The 15,861-nt window shown below is 70.0% G+C and carries 19 protein-coding genes and 1 pseudogene; 12 read left to right on the forward strand and 8 right to left on the reverse strand.

What is annotated here, in order from left to right; genetic code table 11:
• Positions 1–60: 60 nt before the first annotated feature.
• Both KKZ08_RS34510 and KKZ08_RS34515 read right to left on the reverse strand, forming a co-directional pair.
• Positions 61–1,095 carry a threonine/serine dehydratase gene (locus KKZ08_RS34510; RefSeq protein ID WP_223778164.1) on the reverse strand — a complete coding sequence of 345 codons (1,035 nt, stop codon included), beginning with the start codon at positions 1,093–1,095 and terminating at the stop codon, positions 61–63.
• A gap of 438 nt (positions 1,096–1,533) precedes the next feature.
• Positions 1,534–2,532 carry a LuxR C-terminal-related transcriptional regulator gene (locus KKZ08_RS34515; protein WP_223778165.1) on the reverse strand — a complete coding sequence of 333 codons (999 nt, stop codon included), beginning with the start codon at positions 2,530–2,532 and terminating at the stop codon, positions 1,534–1,536.
• A gap of 322 nt (positions 2,533–2,854) precedes the next feature.
• Here KKZ08_RS34515 and KKZ08_RS34520 point away from each other — a divergent pair, with 322 nt between their 5' ends.
• From KKZ08_RS34520 to KKZ08_RS34535, 4 genes are all read left to right on the forward strand, one after another.
• Positions 2,855–3,157 carry a hypothetical protein gene (locus KKZ08_RS34520; RefSeq protein WP_223778166.1) on the forward strand — a complete coding sequence of 101 codons (303 nt, stop codon included), beginning with the start codon at positions 2,855–2,857 and terminating at the stop codon, positions 3,155–3,157.
• 180 nt (positions 3,158–3,337) lie between these two features.
• Positions 3,338–3,550: a hypothetical protein gene (locus KKZ08_RS34525; protein ID WP_223778167.1), complete on the forward strand. Its 213-nt coding sequence runs from the start codon at positions 3,338–3,340 to the stop codon at positions 3,548–3,550.
• A gap of 43 nt (positions 3,551–3,593) precedes the next feature.
• Entirely contained in the window at positions 3,594–4,628 is a 1,035-nt protein-coding gene (locus KKZ08_RS34530; RefSeq protein ID WP_223778168.1) for a transcriptional regulator, read from the forward strand.
• Positions 4,629–4,650: 22 nt separating this feature from the next.
• The gene (locus tag KKZ08_RS34535; protein WP_263303381.1) at positions 4,651–5,865 is read left to right on the forward strand and encodes a prephenate dehydrogenase; all 1,215 of its coding nucleotides are present in this window, start codon (positions 4,651–4,653) and stop codon (positions 5,863–5,865) included.
• Between the two features lie 70 nt (positions 5,866–5,935).
• Here KKZ08_RS34535 and KKZ08_RS34540 read toward each other — a convergent pair whose 3' ends face one another.
• Positions 5,936–6,349, reverse strand: coding sequence for an ATP-binding protein (locus KKZ08_RS34540; protein ID WP_223778170.1), 414 nt, complete (start codon positions 6,347–6,349; stop codon positions 5,936–5,938).
• A 480-nt stretch (positions 6,350–6,829) separates the two neighbouring features.
• Here KKZ08_RS34540 and KKZ08_RS34545 point away from each other — a divergent pair, with 480 nt between their 5' ends.
• Complete coding sequence (locus KKZ08_RS34545; RefSeq protein WP_223778171.1) at positions 6,830–7,165, forward strand: MerR family transcriptional regulator; 336 nt, start codon at positions 6,830–6,832, stop codon at positions 7,163–7,165.
• A 182-nt stretch (positions 7,166–7,347) separates the two neighbouring features.
• On the opposite strand, the gene KKZ08_RS34550 is transcribed toward KKZ08_RS34545, so the two are convergent.
• The 3 genes from KKZ08_RS34550 to KKZ08_RS34560 form a co-directional block, all read right to left on the reverse strand.
• The gene (locus tag KKZ08_RS34550; RefSeq protein ID WP_223778172.1) at positions 7,348–7,713 is read right to left on the reverse strand and encodes a hypothetical protein; all 366 of its coding nucleotides are present in this window, start codon (positions 7,711–7,713) and stop codon (positions 7,348–7,350) included.
• A gap of 133 nt (positions 7,714–7,846) precedes the next feature.
• Positions 7,847–8,923: an endonuclease/exonuclease/phosphatase family protein gene (locus KKZ08_RS34555; RefSeq protein ID WP_223779316.1), complete on the reverse strand. Its 1,077-nt coding sequence runs from the start codon at positions 8,921–8,923 to the stop codon at positions 7,847–7,849.
• A gap of 23 nt (positions 8,924–8,946) precedes the next feature.
• On the reverse strand, positions 8,947–9,600 hold the full coding sequence (locus KKZ08_RS34560) for a M15 family metallopeptidase (protein WP_223778173.1): 654 nt from the start codon (positions 9,598–9,600) through the stop codon (positions 8,947–8,949).
• Positions 9,601–9,686: 86 nt separating this feature from the next.
• Here KKZ08_RS34560 and KKZ08_RS34565 point away from each other — a divergent pair, with 86 nt between their 5' ends.
• From KKZ08_RS34565 to KKZ08_RS34580, 4 genes are read left to right on the forward strand one after another with little or no spacing between them, the layout of a single operon-like run.
• Complete coding sequence (locus KKZ08_RS34565; protein ID WP_223778174.1) at positions 9,687–10,382, forward strand: response regulator transcription factor; 696 nt, start codon at positions 9,687–9,689, stop codon at positions 10,380–10,382.
• Positions 10,375–11,475 (forward strand): HAMP domain-containing sensor histidine kinase, encoded by a 1,101-nt coding sequence (locus tag KKZ08_RS34570; protein ID WP_223778175.1) that lies wholly within the window; start codon positions 10,375–10,377, stop codon positions 11,473–11,475. The genes KKZ08_RS34565 and KKZ08_RS34570 overlap by 8 nt, the downstream gene beginning before the upstream one ends.
• Positions 11,476–11,521: 46 nt before the next feature.
• Complete coding sequence (locus KKZ08_RS34575; protein WP_223778176.1) at positions 11,522–11,953, forward strand: NfeD family protein; 432 nt, start codon at positions 11,522–11,524, stop codon at positions 11,951–11,953.
• 4 nt (positions 11,954–11,957) lie between these two features.
• Positions 11,958–12,995 carry an SPFH domain-containing protein gene (locus tag KKZ08_RS34580; protein WP_223778177.1) on the forward strand — a complete coding sequence of 346 codons (1,038 nt, stop codon included), beginning with the start codon at positions 11,958–11,960 and terminating at the stop codon, positions 12,993–12,995.
• 59 nt (positions 12,996–13,054) lie between these two features.
• Here the strand turns inward: KKZ08_RS34580 and KKZ08_RS34585 are convergent, their stop codons facing one another.
• Entirely contained in the window at positions 13,055–13,672 is a 618-nt protein-coding gene (locus KKZ08_RS34585) for a LysE family translocator (RefSeq protein ID WP_223778178.1), read from the reverse strand.
• Positions 13,673–13,782: 110 nt separating this feature from the next.
• On the opposite strand from KKZ08_RS34585, the gene KKZ08_RS34590 reads away from it, so the two are divergent.
• Together KKZ08_RS34590 and KKZ08_RS34595 are read left to right on the forward strand one after the other, a co-directional pair.
• Positions 13,783–14,235 carry an Lrp/AsnC family transcriptional regulator gene (locus KKZ08_RS34590; RefSeq protein ID WP_223778179.1) on the forward strand — a complete coding sequence of 151 codons (453 nt, stop codon included), beginning with the start codon at positions 13,783–13,785 and terminating at the stop codon, positions 14,233–14,235.
• Between the two features lie 89 nt (positions 14,236–14,324).
• Positions 14,325–14,699: a VOC family protein gene (locus tag KKZ08_RS34595; protein WP_223778180.1), complete on the forward strand. Its 375-nt coding sequence runs from the start codon at positions 14,325–14,327 to the stop codon at positions 14,697–14,699.
• Positions 14,700–14,704: 5 nt separating this feature from the next.
• Here KKZ08_RS34595 and KKZ08_RS34600 read toward each other — a convergent pair whose 3' ends face one another.
• Complete coding sequence (locus tag KKZ08_RS34600) at positions 14,705–15,070, reverse strand: hypothetical protein (protein WP_223778181.1); 366 nt, start codon at positions 15,068–15,070, stop codon at positions 14,705–14,707.
• Between the two features lie 493 nt (positions 15,071–15,563).
• On the opposite strand from KKZ08_RS34600, the pseudogene KKZ08_RS34605 reads away from it, so the two are divergent.
• Positions 15,564–15,746: pseudogene (locus tag KKZ08_RS34605) on the forward strand (DUF6191 domain-containing protein); the annotation flags it as partial.
• Positions 15,747–15,861: the final 115 nt, after the last annotated feature.

The following is a 15,861-nucleotide window of genomic DNA, read 5'->3' on the forward strand; positions in this document are numbered from 1 at the left end:
CTCGGCCCGAAGTACGGCGACCACCGTATTTCGGGCCGAGGCGTTGTGGTGCCGCGGGGCTCAGCTCGCCACGGCTCTGTGGGCGAGGTCTGCCGGGCCCGCGAGCACGGCGGCGACCAGGGCCGGCTCGACGTTCCCGCCCGAGAGCAGGACGCCGATGTCGGTGCCCCGGCCCGGTCCGGACGCGTACTCGAGCGCGCCGGCCAGCGCGGTCGCGGCCGCCGGTTCGACGAGCAGCCGGGCCACCAGCAGCGCGGCCCGCATGCCGTCGGCGATCGCCTCCTCGGAGATGGTCAGCACCTGCTCGGCGACCAGGGCGGCGAGGGCGAAGGGGAGCGCGCCGATGCGGTCGGGGCGCAGCCCGTCGGCGATGGTGGGCCCGACGCCCACCGTCACCGGCCCGGCGCCCAGCGCCGCGGTGAAGGCGGGCACGGCCTCCGGCTCCGCGCCGACGACGGCCGCCCCGTGGCCGGACGCGGCCAGGCAGGCGCCCGCGAGTGCGCTGCCCCCGCCGACGGGGACGACGACGGTGTCCAGGCGCACGCCCTGCGCGGCGGCCTGCTTCAGCAGTTCGGCCGTGGCGGTTCCCTGGCCGGCGACGACGTGCGGGTTCTCGTAGGGGTCGACGACGTCGTAGCCGTGCAGCTCCCGGAACTCCTCGACGGCGGCGACGCGCTCGGCGAGCGTTGTCCCGGCGAACACCACCCGCGCGCCGGCCTCCCGGATGCGCCCGACCTTGGCGGGGGGCGCGTCGGACGGCAGCACGATCAGGGTGGGCAGCGCGTGCGCGCGGGCCGCGAGGGCCACCGCGATCGCGTGGTTGCCGGTGCTCTGGGCGACGACACCCCGACTGCCGGCGGCGGCCAGCTCCTCGACGGCGAGCAGCGCGCCGCGGACCTTGAAGGACCCACCGCGCTGGAGGTTCTCGGCCTTCAGCCACAGCCGCGCGCCGCATTGGGCGTCCAGCTGGTCGGATCGGATGACGGGCGTGCGCAGAATCCGTGGGGCCAGGCGTAGTTCGGCACGGTCGACGTCGGCGCGGGAGAGCCCCGGCAGAGTGGTGCCGACGGTGAGACCGCTCCTGTGATCGGACATGGGTGTCCCCTCGTGAATATGTCACCGGGTCATTGCGGAATGGCCACCGGGCAGCGCAGTGTGTCGGCCGGGCTGCGCGAGAGCGCCGTACAGCGGCGGATACGTCCGCCGTCCGCGCCGGTGAATAGCGGGCCAGGTGCCCGCCCCGGGCCGTCAAAGTACTGCGTTCATTCCGGAACGCGCACGTGTCCATATTCGACGGAAGCCCAAAGGCACAGAATGCGTTCGCCGTGCGCCGGCGCGGCGGGGGCCTCGGACAGGCCCGGGCCGGAACGGGTCCGCTTCGGGTGACCGACCCTCCTGGCCCGGGTTGATCAGTGGCCGCCGCCGTCGGGCGTCAGCCACGCATGCGCCGACGTCTGGCCAGGATCCGTAGCAGGTGCAGAGCGGGCGATATGTGACAGAAGTGACGCGAAGCCGCGTCAGGCCGCGATCGGGTCATTCCGGGGAGGAAGGGAGGTAGCCCTCCTGCACGGCGTGGACGCCGGCCTGGAAGCGGCTGCGCGCGTTGAGGTGCGTGAGCAGGCCCGTGGCGATACGCCGTGCCGTACGGGGGGAGACGCCCAGCTTCTTCGCGATGGACTCGTCCGTGGCGCCCTGGGCCAGCAGATGCAGGGCCGTGACCTGCTGCGGGGTCAGTTCGCCCGGCTGTTGCGCGGGCGCGGAGCCCAGCGGCTGGGCGGAGCGCCACTCGCTCTCGAACAGGGCGCAGAGGGAGGAGATCAGGCCGGGTGAACTGATGGCGACCGCGCCCACTTCGGTGTTGTCGCTGTCGATGGCGATGATGGCTTCCCGGCGGTCGCGGATGATCATCCGGTTGGGCAATGAAGGCGCTGTTCGGACATGAGCACCGTGGGATGTGAGCCATTCTGCGTGTTCAACACTGGGCGGGTCGCGGCGAATGCTGTCCAGGTATATCGTGCGCATACTGATTCCCCGCTCAAGCAACCGTCTGTTGAGTGGACGCGAGGCCTGCATGTTCGCCGGTGTCTGAGCGCCCCCGGGGGCAAAGGTCAGGAATTCCTTCACTACTTGACTGTTCAGGGCTGCGAGGTAGTCCCGAATGGCATCGACGCCCTCGAGGTATCGGACCGACGCATTGGAATGGGAGGACTGTTCGTGCGCAAACTCGGAGATGAGCCGGGCGGCCGCCGCGCGACTCGCTTCGACGCGTTGCTGCTGTGCGGCCAGCTCGGCCTGCTGGCGTGCGAGGAGGATCTCCATGCCGAGGTGGGGGTCGACCGCGTGCACCTGGCTGGGGTTGTCCAAGGAAGCCCGCACCAGGGCGAGTTCGCTGAGCCTGTCCAGCGCTCCGCGTAGATCCTCCTCGAGGATGTGCAGCCGGCTGCCCAACTCGGCCAGGGAGCTGCCGGGGTGTGCCAGCATGCCCCGGTAGACAGTCTCTGCGACGGCGTCGAGTCCGAGGTTGATCAGCATCTGGCTTCCATCTCCGTTGGGCACTCCCGTCCTGGCAGACGCAACCGAGCACGCCGAATCCGTGTCCATGCGTTCGAGGGCGTACTTGGCCAGCCTAACCGAGGGGCGAGTTCGAAACATCAGAATTTATCCGGGCGCTTCCATTCCGCTTTCCCGTGGTGCGCTCGGCCGTTCGGTTCCCGCTCTGTCGCAAACCGGAGACCCGCACGGCCAGGGACCGAAATGTGTCCTCGATCCATCTGGTACACCCGATTCGGCAGTGCCAGCACCGTTCCTGTCTTTTTGTGCCTGATGTTTCACTTCCCCCGGGAAGGTGCTTCCTGTGTATCTCGTCCACCTCCGCCTCCTCCCGCCCCCAGGGGGCGAACGGCTGCCCGTCGCCACGGCGGCTCTGCTGATGCAGGGCCGTGGCGCCGACGCGGACCGCGTCGAGCACGTCAGCGTCCACGCCGAGGCCCAGCCCTGCCCCGTCGTCGGTGTCTACGTGCAGACGTCCACCCTGGAAGAAGCGGAAGCGACCGCTCAACTGGCCTGGGCGCGCGCCGTCGTGACCCATCCGCCCCTCGCGCGGTGGGAGTTGCTGTCCGCCGAGGTGCCGCTGCTCCGCCCCGACATGGACGAATAGCTTCGCCGGCCTCTCTGACTTCCCTGCAAATAGGGCGGAATTAACGCCTCCAAAGGCGACCGCCCTGGACTGAATGTGCCAAGGCCGCTTTGCCCGCCCCTAAGCCTCTTCTGCTCCCCATGGGACGCGGAGAACACTCATGTTCATCGCAGCAAGCCCCCGAGGAGAACAGGGAAACTCATGATTCGTCAGGTCATTCTCAGCAGCGTGGCCGCCTGTGCGCTCCTCCTGGGCGCACAGACCGCCTGGGCCGCCGATGCCACCGCCGCCGATACGCTGAGAGTGCAGCCCGCCGGGACCACCGGCGAGGCCGACGACGGCAACATCGACTCCGGCTGGCAGATCCCCACCCCGGCCGCCGGTGGCGAGCTGGGGGATTCCGGATGGCAGTAGGACACCCGCCCCTCATCGGACGTGCCGACCAGGAAGTGTCTCCATGACTGCCGGACAGCTTGACAGACCGTGCACCCGCAGCAGCTCCGAATACCTGCTCGCGCTGCGGGACAAGAGCCTCAACGACGCAACCGTCGAACTCGCCCACCTCGACGAACTGCACGTCACCCACACCCCCCGCGTGGGCGGCCTGGACACCGAATACACCCGGGCCCTCGCCGAGACCGAATCGGAACTCCCCCCGATCCTCGTGCACCGTCCGACCATGCGGGTCGTCGACGGCGTCCACCGCCTGCGCGCCGCCCAGGTCAACGGACAGATCTTCATCAAGGTCCGCTACTTCGACGGCGACACGACCGATGCAGACCTCCTCGCGGTAGCCCTCAACGTCTCCCACGGCCGCCCGCTGTCCCTGGAGGACCGGACCGCCGCCGCCGAACGCATCTTCGCCTCACACCCCGAATGGTCCGACCGGGCCGTCGCCGCCGTCGCCGGACTGTCCGCCCGTAAAGTCTCCGAGATACGCCACAACGCGGCCGACACGCTCCTGCAGCCCGACCGCCGGATCGGGCTCGACGGCCGCTCCCGGCCCGTCGACTCCACACACGGCAGAAGGCTCGCCGGCGAGCTGGTCAAGCAGAACCCCACCGCCTCACTGCGCACCATCGCCCGCCAGGCAGGCATATCGCCCGCCACCGTCGCGGACGTGCGCAGCCGGGTCATGCGCGGAGAAGACCCCGTACCCTCTCGCCAGCGCGGCCACGCGGCCACCGGGGACTCCCCGCAGCAGCCGGCCTACCGGCCGCCGCAGAACCGCCCGGCCCACACCAGGTCGACAGCCGAACTCGGCTCGATCTTCGACACCCTGCGCCGCGACCCATCGATGAGGCTCAACGAGACGGGCCGTCACATCCTGCGGATGCTGGACGCCGCCGCCTTGGTGGCCCGCGACCGCCAGCGGTACGTCGAGAGTGTCCCCGCCCACTGCAAGACCCAGATGTCCGAGCTCGTCCAAGGCTACGCCGAGATCTGGGAGATGTTCGCGCACGATCTGACGAGCGGGCCCGACGGTACCTGACCGGCCCCTGCCTCGATGCGGCGTGCAGCTTTCCGCCGCCGAGCGCCCAGACCTGAGCGGCTGTTCCCATCCTCTGTCCTCCCCGGGTATCCCTTCGCGCCCGGCCGGTCGAGTCCGTGCTGTCGATGAACAGATGAGGCACACCATGTTGCGCACCGCCGTCGTCGTTGGCGCCGGTCTGATCGGCACGTCCATCGCCCTGTCCCTGTCGGCCAAAGGCGTCACCGTCTACCTGAGCGACAAGGAACCCATGGCGGCGCTGACCGCCGCCGCACTCGGGGCGGGCCGCGCCGAGGAGCCCCCCGGCCCCGTCGACCTGGCGGTCCTCGCCGTCCCGCCCGCGGACATCGCGGCCACCCTCGCCGACGCCCAGAGTCGGGGCCTCGCCCGCGCCTACACCGACGTGGCCAGCGTCAAGGCCCAGGCACTCGACGCGATCGAAGCCGCGGGCTGCGATACCCGCACCTACCTGGGCGGGCACCCCATGGCGGGCGGGGAACGCTCCGGCCCGCTGGCCGCCCGCGCCGACCTCTTCGAGGGACGCGTGTGGGCGCTCGTACCGACCCCGACGACCTCCGCCGAGACCTGGCGGACGGTACGGAGCCTGCTCGACATGTGCGGCGCGACCCCGCTGGTGATGGATCCGCACGGACACGACCGGGCCGTCGCCCTCGTCTCCCACACCCCGCACCTGGTCGCCAGCCTGATGGCGGCCCGCCTGCAACACGCCACCGACGCCGAGGTGGGCCTGTCCGGTCAGGGCGTACGGGATGTCACACGCGTCGCGGGAGGTGACCCGAAGCTCTGGCTGGAGATCCTCTCCGCCAACGCCGGTACCGTCGCCGACATCCTGGCCGAACTGGCCGGCGACCTGGACGACGCCATCGGAGCACTGCGCGCCCTGACCGCCCCCGATGGCGATCCCGTCCGCACCACCGGCGCCACGACACTGACCGGCCTGCTGAGCCGCGGCTGCGCCGGCCACGGCCGACTGCCCCAGAAGCGCGGCGCACCCCAGGGGACCTACGCCACCGTCTCCGTCCTGATCGGCGACCAGCCCGGTGAGCTGGCCCGTCTCTTCACCGACGTGGGCGCGGCGGGGGTCAACATCGAGGACATCTTCATCGACCACGCTCCGGGCCAGATCACCGGCCTGGTGGAGCTCCTGGTCACCACCGACGCCGCCGACCGTCTCAGGAACAGTCTCAGAGTCCCCAGCACCGTCATGGCCCACTGAACGACATCGGCGGGGGCGGCTTGACCAGGATGTGACCGAGGCGTGCGGTATCCGCCCCCCCTCAGGGCCTCTACCGCGCGAGACGTACGTGGATGGTCTTGCCCGGCCCGGGGCCTTGGGTGATGTCCACGCTGCGGGTGAGGCGGCGGATCATGGGCCATCCGAAGCCGCCCGTACCGCCGTTGAGGTCCGGGGTGCGCTCGCGCGGTGGGGCCGGCGCGGGGTCGCTGATGGCGACGTGCACGGTGTCGGCGTCGGCGCGGAGCTCCAGGGTGAAGCGGCCTCCGCCGTGACGCAGTGCGTTGGTGGCGAGTTCCGAGACCACCAGGGCGAGGGTCTCCTCCGCCTTCGCGCTCGGGGCCGGATCGAGGCTCCGGGCGAAGGCGCGGGCCGCGTCGCGGGCGAGCGGGATGCCGCAGGGGCTGTCGGCTGCCAGTAGGACAGGGCGCGTGAGGGAATCGAAGTGTGTCTGCGTCTCGCTCATGCGTCGAACACCCACCTGGTCGGCTGGACCGCTGGGTCTGCCTTGTGCCCGCTGATCTCGACTTCAACCAGGCAGGCGGGTGTCGAGAGCCGGGAGTAGATTACCAGGCCCCCGCACCGAAGGAAAACTATACTGGCGGGAGTAGACATGGTGACTTGTCAGGGCTAGTGTTTCCTCCGTAGCCAAGAAGTCGAAGACATGCAGCAAGCAGTACGAACGGTTGAACGAAAGAGATAAGGAGCAGACGCCATCAGGATCGCCCGGGCGGAAGGAACATCCCGCCCGGGTACCGAAGGCCCCGGTAGGCAGGTGGTCTCCGGTCACGCATCCGCGATCCCCCGCCGCGCTTCGTCTTCCCCCGGGCGAAGGGCAGCGAAAACAAAGGCCGACTGAGAAGAGTCGGCAGGTGGTGTCGGACAGTCGGGGCCCGGGTGCCAGTGCGGCGCCCGGGCCCCTCGGCGCGTGCCATAAGGAGGTTCCGTGGACCCTGCCAGTCCCCGCCCCGTCGACCATCTCGATGACGACGACTACCCGGCGTACACCATGGGCCGGGCCGCCGACATGCTCGGCATCACGCCCGCCTTCCTCCGGGCGCTGGGCGAACACCGCCTGATCACCCCGCTGCGCTCCAAAGGCGGTCACCGCCGCTACTCCCGGTACCAGCTGCGCATCGCCGCCCGGGCCCGGGAACTCGTCGACCAGGGCACCCCCATCGAAGCCGCGTGCCGCATCATCATCCTCGAAGACCAACTCGAAGAGGCCCGCCGCATCAACGAACGGCACCGCGACCACCAGCAGCAGGACAGCTCGGCATGAGGCGCGGCCACCGCCGGTGGCCGGCGATCGGGCGGTGACCGGCTCTGTGCTGCAGACCGTAGGCGCGTCCACCGCGCATCGCCAGGGCGCGGCACTGTCCGGTCGTCGCAAGGCCCGCGCATCGACGCACGCACAAGCACGGGCGACACGCAGCTACCGCGGCCTCGGCAGGCTGCCGCCCGTCATCCTCCTTGCGCCTTGATGTGCTCGACGACCGCGTCGAATTCCTTGGCCGGCGAGAAGTCGATGTACTCGCAGTCCTCGAGAGCCAGGGGGGCGTGGCCGGGCGGCCAGTAAAAGGCCTCGCCCGCTTCATACGTCTCCTCGCCGTCCGGCGTACGCATCTTCAGGCGTCCCTTGAAGAGATAGCCCCAGTGCGGGCACGGGCAGAGGTCACCGGCCAGGCCCTTGAGAGCCGGCCCCATGTCGGTGCCTGCGGGAAACTTCACGAAGGCGACGGACATGTCTCCGCCGACGTCTTGGACACGCAACTCCACCTCGCCGTCCTTGATGGCGACAGGAGTGTCGTTCCGCTTGATCGCTGTCATGGCTCCTCCACGATCACCTAGGGAGGGAATACGGAGGGATCACCCGAAAACACTGGGAAGACTCCCTCCTCTCCAGCCTGGACCCGGAGAGCACGAGGCGCGACGTGGGGTCGTCGCATGCCGAAGCACATATTCACCAGCTGATCCCGGCCGCCACCGGCAGGTGGTCGCTGCCCGTGGCCGGGAGCACCCACGAACTCTCCGGTTCCACGCCGCGGACCAGGATCTGGTCGATCCGCGCCACCGGGAACTTCGCCGGCCAGCTGAAGCCGAAGCCGTCCCCGGCCTCCTCCTGGACCGAGACCAACCGCGAGGTGAGGCCGTCGAGCGCACGGTCGTCCGTGGTGCCGTTCAGGTCGCCGAGCAGCACCACCCGCTCGTTCGCCTCGGCGGCGACCGCCTGCGCGAGCGCCTTGGCGTTGCGGTCCCGGGTCCCCGTCCCGAAGCCGCTCCCGGGAAGCACGCGCACGGACCCCAGGTGGGCCACATACACCGCGAGCGGACCCCGGTCCGTGGCCACCGTGGTGCGCAGGGCCCGGACGTCCGCCAGTACGGCGTCGGCCGGCTTGGTGGCCGCCAGAGGCCCGACGTCCTGCCTGATGTCGACCGGCTCGGTGTCCGACAGCGGCAGCTTGCTCCAGAGCCCGACCGTGCCCAGCACCGTGTGGTGCGGGTACGCCTTCGCCAGGGCCTTCTCGTACAGCGGCTTCGCCTGCGCGGTGATCTCCTCCAGGGCCAGTACGTCCGCCCCGGAGGCGGCCAGGTCGCGGGCGGTGCCGACCGGGTCGGGGTTGTCGGCGCCGACGTTGTGACCGACCACGGTGAGGTCACCGGCCGAGCGGGACTTGTCGCCGAGCAGCCCGCCGAAAAGGCTCAGCCACACCACGGCCGGCAGCAGCAGCGCGACCACCGCCGAGGCGGAGCGGCGCCACAGCCCCCCGGCCAGCAGCACCGGGACGAACAGGCCGAACCACGGCAGGAACGTCTCCGCCAGGCTGCCGAGGCCGCCCCGGTCGGTGATCCGCGCGTGCAGCAGCATGACCAGGCCCAGCGACAGCGCCAGTACCGCGAGCAGCGGTCCGCGCGTCCACGGCCCCGGCCGGAGGCCGGACGCGCACGCGCGGCGTAGGCCCGCGCGCCAGGCACCGGAGCGGGTTTCCCGGCGGTCCGGCTCACGCGGGCCGGTCTCCGCCGTGTCCACCCGCACCATCGTCTGTTCTCGCCCATCGCCGGTCACTGCTGCATCCTCGGGTCCTCGGTGGGGTCGGCATAGATCCGCGGGCAGCCGTGGCCGATCGCCTCGGAGCGCAGTTCGTAGTGCCAGGGTTCGTTCTCGTAGATCTGGCACAGGCCGTAGTCGGCGCCGTGCCGGGACAGCCAAGCCGTCGCCTGCGAGCGCCCGATGTCGACCGCGTCCCCCGACACGTGAGGAGACGTCGCCGCGGTGGCCACCCATCGGGCGGCCTCGTCCTTGGACCCGTACCTGGCCACGGCCTCGCGAAGAAGCCGGTCCTGGTACGCGGGGGAACGCCAGCCGCTGTTGACGGAGAACTCGACCCCGTCGCCCGCGGCGGCCTTCGCCGCCCGGCGCAGAGCCTTGAGCAGCCCCGGATCGAGCTCGGCGACGGCCGGAACCGAGTCGTCGAAGACCGTCGTGCCGTCGGGGACGACACCGTCGGCCTCGTCGGGTGCCCCACGGGGCTCGCCGGGGGACGCATGCGGTGACGCGGCCAGGGAGGCCGAGGTGGACGAGGACTTCGGCAGCTGGTGGCCGAGGGCCGCGGCGATCACCACTGTGATCACCGCCGCGGCGGTGATCAGGCCGGCCACCACGAGCCACCGGATCCGCCGGGCCGTGGTGCGCGCTGATGGCCGGGTTCGATGCATACCATCAGCCAAGGCGGCGCCATGTTGCCCGCGCGTATGCGGTTTTCGATATGCAGACGATATGCGCGGCCTCGTAGCCTCGGAGCATGCGAGTGCTGATCGTCGAGGACGAGCCCTACATGGCAGAGGCCATCCGCGACGGCCTGCGCCTGGAAGCGATCGCGGCGGACATCGCGGGCAGCGGCGACACCGCTCTGGAGCTGCTGAGCGTCAACACCTACGACATCGCGGTCCTCGACCGCGACATCCCCGGACCGTCCGGCGACGAGATCGCCCGACGCATCGTGGCCTCAGGCAGCGGCATGCCGATCCTCATGCTCACCGCGGCCGACCGTCTCGACGACAAGGCGACCGGCTTCGAACTCGGCGCGGACGACTACCTCACGAAGCCCTTCGAACTCCAAGAGCTCGTGATGAGGCTCAGGGCACTCGACCGCAGACGCGCCCACAACAGGCCTCCCGTACGGGAGATCGAGGGGCTGCGGGTGGATCCGTTCCGCAGAGAGGTGTACCGGGACGGCCGCTATGTCGCACTGACCAGGAAGCAGTTCGCCGTGCTCGAAGTCCTCGCCGCCGCCGAGGGCGGTGTCGTCAGCGCCGAGGAACTCCTGGAACGCGCGTGGGACGAGAACGCCGATCCGTTCACCAACGCCGTGCGCATCACCGTCTCGGCGCTGCGCAAACGGCTCGGCGAACCCTGGATCATCGCCACGGTGCCAGGTGTCGGCTACCGCATCGACACCCCACCCCGGGCCGGACGCGCGGGAGCGGACCGTGGATAGGGTGCCCGGGCTGAGCGTTCGCCTCAAACTCACCTTCAGCTACGCCGCGTTCGTCATGCTCGCCGGTGTCCTGCTGCTCGCGGCCGGGTGGGTGTTCCTGACACGTGTGACCCACGTCGGGCTCGTCTTCGAGCCCCGCTACCGTCTCCCCGTCCTGCGCGCCTTCGCTCCGATCGCAGCCGCCGTACTGGGATTCCTGCTGGTGTTCGGCCTCCTGGGAGGGTGGCTTCTCGCCGGCCGCATGCTCGCGCCCCTGACCCGCATCACCCAAGCCACCCGCATGGCCACGAGCGAATCGCTCTCCCACCGGATCCGGCTGCCCGGCCGGCAGGACGAGTTCCGCGAACTCGCCGACGCCTTCGACGCGATGCTCGCCCGGCTGGAGACACACGTCGCCGAACAGCGGAGATTCGCCACCAACGCCTCGCACGAGCTGCGCACCCCGCTGGCCGTCTCGAAGACCCTTCTCGACGTGGCGCGCTCCGATCCGAACAGCGACACCCGCGCACTCATCGACCGCCTCCACGCCGTCAACACCCGGGCGATCGACCTCACCGAGGCACTGCTCCTGCTCAGCCGTGCCGACCAGCGGTCCTTCCCCCGAGAACCCGTCGATCTGTCCCTGCTCGCGGAGGAGGCCACCGAGACGCTCCTCGCCCTCGCAGAGAAGCATGGCGTCACCATAGAGACCGACGGCGAGCTCACCCCCACGATCGGATCGCCGACGCTCCTGCTGCAACTGACCACGAACCTCGTGCACAACGCGATCGTCCACAACCTCCGCGGCCAGGGCACCGTGTGGGTCAAGACCGCCGCCCGCCCCAGGACCGTGGTGCTCACCGTCGAGAACACCGGCGAGCCGGTCACCGCGGAGCTGGCCTCGACACTCACCGAACCGTTCCGGCGCGGCACCGAACGCGTACGCACCGACCACGCGGGCGTCGGCCTCGGCCTGGCCATCGTCAAGACCATCACCGAGGCACACGACGGCACCCTCACCCTCACCCCGCGCCCGGCCGGCGGCCTCCACATCACCGTGGAGCTCCCTGGAAAGGTGGAACTACCTGCAAAAGTGCAGCTGCCTGTAAAATAGGGGCAAATTACGTAAGCGAGCGCTTTGCGGCCGAAAGAGGTACGCAATGGATCTATGGCTGCTCTGGCTGATCGTCGCGGCCGTGCTGGCCGCGGCCGAGATCTTCACCCTCACCGCCGCGCTCGGCATGCTGAGCGTCGCCGCACTGGTCACGGCGGTGGGCGCCGCGATCGGACTCCCGCTTCCCTTCCAGCTCCTGGTGTTCGCCCTTGTCGCCACCATCACCCTGCTCTTCGTACGCCCCCTCGCGGTACGGCACGTGCTCCAGCCCCAGGCGGCGCGCTTCGGCATAGACGCCCTGGTCGGCAGGGCCGCCTACGTCGTCTCCGAGGTGTCGGGACTGGGCGGCAGGGTGCGGATCGACGGTGAGGAGTGGACCGCCCGCGCCTACGACGAGACGCTGGTGATCCCTCCGGGGAAGACCGTGGACGTCGTAGAGATCAGCGGGACCACCGCGTTCGTCTACCCCCGGGACTGAGATCATGGAAGCCTCCGCGTTTCTTGTCGCCGGCCTGATCATCGCGTTGATCGCGCTCTTCACCGTGGTAAGGGCGGTGCGCATCGTCCCCCAGGCTCGCGCCCGCAACGTCGAGCGCCTCGGCCGTTATCACCGCACTCTGAATCCCGGCCTCAACCTCGTCATCCCTTACATCGACCGCGTCCACCCGGTGATCGACCTGCGGGAGCAGGTCGTCTCCTTCAAGCCGCAGCCGGTGATCACCGAGGACAACCTGGTCGTCGAGATCGACACCGTCCTGTACTTCCAGGTCACCGACCCGCGAGCCGCCTTCTACGAGATCGCGAACTTCCTCCAGGCCGTCGAGCAACTGACCGTCACCACCTTGCGCAACGTCGTCGGCTCCATGGACCTGGAGAAGACGCTCACCTCGCGGGACACCATCAACAGCCAGCTCCGCGGCGTCCTGGACGAAGCCACCGGCAAGTGGGGACTGCGCGTCAACCGGGTGGAGATCAAGGCCATCGACCCGCCGCAGACCATCAAGGACGCGATGCAGAAGCAGATGCGGGCCGAACGGGACAAGCGGGCCGCGATCCTCGGGGCCGAGGGGCAGCGCCAGTCGCAGATCCTCACCGCCGAGGGCGACAAGCAGGCCGCCGTCCTGCGCGCGGAGGGCAACCGCACCGCCGCCATCCTCCAGGCCGAGGGCCAGTCGCGGGCCATCGACGAGGTGTTCCAGGCGGTGCACCGCAATGACCCCGACCCGAAGCTGCTCGCCTACCAGTACCTCCAGGCCCTGCCGCAGCTCGCGCAAGGTACGGGGAACAACTTCTGGGTGATCCCCAGCGAGATCACCTCCGCCTTCCAGGGCGTGGCCCGGGCCTTCAAGGAGGACCTGCCCAGGTCACCGGCCACCCGCGAGAAGCCCGCCGACGACATGGCCGCCCGGGCCGCCGACGACACGGCGCAGGCCGCAGAAGCGGCTGCCGAGGCCGTCGCCGACGCGGCCAAGGCCGATGGCACGGCTACCGGCGCGCTCCCGTCCGAGCCGCCTCGCTGACGCGCGGCCCGGCGTGGGTGATCCCCCGGCGGTCCGTGCGTCCGGCATCCGCCGCTCCGTCAGCCGGCCAGGCTCTCCGCCAGCAGGAGCCCGCCGATGCCCATCATCATCGCGCCGGAGGCCCGGCTGACGGCCAGGGCCGCCGAGGGCCGGGTCTTCAGTACGGTGCGGGCGAGCACGCCGACGGCGAGGTAGACGACGGCGCACGCGGTCAGGTGCACCGTGCTCAGCAGCCCGGTCTGCGCGGCGACCGGCCAGCCCGTTGCAGGGTCGAGGAACTGCGGGAACAGCGAGAAGTACAGCAGCAGCGCCTTAGGGTTCAGGCCGCTGATACTCGCGCCCCTGAGCACGGTCTGCGTGCGCGAGGCGCTCACCGTCCCCCCGGCGGTCGCTGGAGCGGCCGGCTGTCGCAGCACGCCCCAACCCAGCCACAGCAGGTATCCGGCGCCGGCGACGGTGAGCGTCGTGAGGACGGCCGGCGAATTCGCCACGATCACCGCCAGGCCCGCGACGGCCAGGAGCGCGTACGCCGCGTGTCCAGTGATCAGCCCCGCGACCGCGGGGACGACCGAACGGTCCCGCAGGCCCGCCGAGATCGCATAGGCCCAGTCCGCGCCGGGCGTGAACACCAGCAGAAGATCCACTGCCACGAAGGCTGCCAGTGTCGTTGCGTCCATGGGGCGTTCCCTCTCACGTGCCGTGTACGCGAGGAAGGTTAGGCCGGATCCGACAGAAGGTGTTCCCTCATTTACCCCATGATCGCGCGTGGTGAGGGAGAATCTTCTCCATGGATGCCCTGGACCGGAAGATTCTTACCGAGCTGCAGCTCGACGGCCGTCTCACCGTCACCGAACTCGCCGCCCGTGTGCGGCTCAGCGTGTCGCCCTGCCATCGCCGCCTGCGCGACCTGGAACGCGAGGGCGCGATCCGCGGCTACCGCGCGATCGTGGACCCGGGCGCCGTGGGCCTGAGCTTCGAGGCGCTCGTCTTCGCCACCCTGCGCTGGGAAGACGCCGACACCGTCTCGACCTTCGAAGAGGCGGTGGCAGCTGTCCCGCATGTCCTGCAGGCGCAGCGCCTGTTCGGCGAACCCGACTACCTCCTGCGCGTCGCCACCACCGACCTGGCCGCCTTCCAGCAGCTCTACGACCAGCAACTCGCCCGGCTGCCGGGCGTCCAGCGTCTGACGTCCACCCTCGTCATGAAGAACGTCGTCCACGACCGCCCCCTGCCCGAGTAGGTGCTCGCGCATGGCGGCCGGGGTGGCGGGTACGACCCCTCCCGTACGGAGTGCCGCGGAAGCGGCCGAAGAGCGAGGGGTTGTCCGAAGTGATTCGAAAGCTACAGGCGGTCGCGCTGGACTGCGCCGATGCGGTGCAGCTCGCCGAGTTCTACGCGAATCTGCTCGGCGGCAAGGTGATCGCGGATCCTGGGGACACCGACTGGGTCGAAGTGCACGGGTTCGAGGGGACGCCGCTGGCCTGCCAGCGGGTGGACGGCTATCGACCGCCCGAATGGCCGGGCCAGGACCGCCCGCAACAGCTCCACCTGGACTTCGACGTGGACGACCTCGACGGTGAGGAGCAGCGGGCGCTCGCCCTCGGCGCGACGGTGCTGGAGCGGACGGATCAGCTTCAACCGGGCGCCAACTGGCGGATCTACGCGGACCCGGCCGGCCATCCGTTCTGCCTCTGCTTCCACTGAGTCCGCTATGAGCCCGGCGGCAGCAGTTCGCGGGTCAGGGTGAAGGCCGCCGTGGCCGTGGACAGCAGGGTGTTGATCCTGCCGAGGACGCGGGCCGTCCTGTCGGCATCCTGGGAGTCGACGGCCGCGGCCAGGTCATCGGCGTACTCCCGCGCCCGTACCGCCTCGTCGGGCGTCGCGGATTCCGCGTCCGTACGGAGGGCCTCCGTCAGCCGTTGGTGGGGGATGTCGGGCGCGTTGGTCCGGTTGCCGCAGCCGCCGAACCGCCAGCCCTTGACCTTGATCAGCTTGTGTTCGAGCGGCTCGGCCAGGATGCGCAGGACGTCCGCCCGGTTCCATCCCCGCTCGGCGAAGTAGTCCGTCATCGCCACGTGCACGCCCGGGTTCGCGGCTCGCCGGCAGATGCCGCCGGTGGGCGACGTCTCGGATCCACACGAAGAGTGCGTAGACCGACCAGCAGAGCAAGGCGATCAGCACGACGGGCGCGAGGACGGGCTCCATGCTCACCAACCGCCCCTGTGGCGCCCCCAAGTCCACTCATGATAGGGGGAGTTGGCCGGCAGGGGCGAGGTGTAGGACCGGCCCGGCACTTGTGCTCCGCCGCGCGGTGGAGCTCCATGGCGGCGCCTCCGCCGCATGGGGGAAGCGCATCATGCGCCGGTCTGGTCCCCGCGCCCCGCGGACCCGGAACAGTCATCCCATGGCAAGCAGCGAGACGAGCCCCGAGAGCGGCAGAAACCTTGGCCCCGTGAGCTCCACGAGGCGGTCGTGACGATCTGGCTCATGTCGTTCCCGGCCTTCGCGTGTCTGCTGGCCTTCTTCGCCCTGATGGAGAGCGCGTGGCGATGGTTCACGGGGCTGGGCATGATCCCCTGGCTGCGCAGGCGCACGGGGCGTTCCCTGTCGAACATCGCCTTCGACGAATTCACGGCGGTCGTGAACGGCAACAAGACGGTGGAACTCGAGCAGCGGCGGGTGGAGTCGCTGCGGCGGGACGACGAGAGCGACGGTGCGCCGCCCCGCTCCAGCATCGACCTGACCCGAGGAACGGCGTTCATCGTCGTACGCCCTGGAAAATCTCAAGAACATCTTCCGGACCCCGAGAACCGAACGCCGCCAAGATCGCGTGTTACGGACGACCACATCAAGCACGTTCAAAAGA

The organism is Streptomyces sp. 135 (assembly GCF_020026305.1).
Taxonomy (GTDB): domain Bacteria; phylum Actinomycetota; class Actinomycetes; order Streptomycetales; family Streptomycetaceae; genus Streptomyces.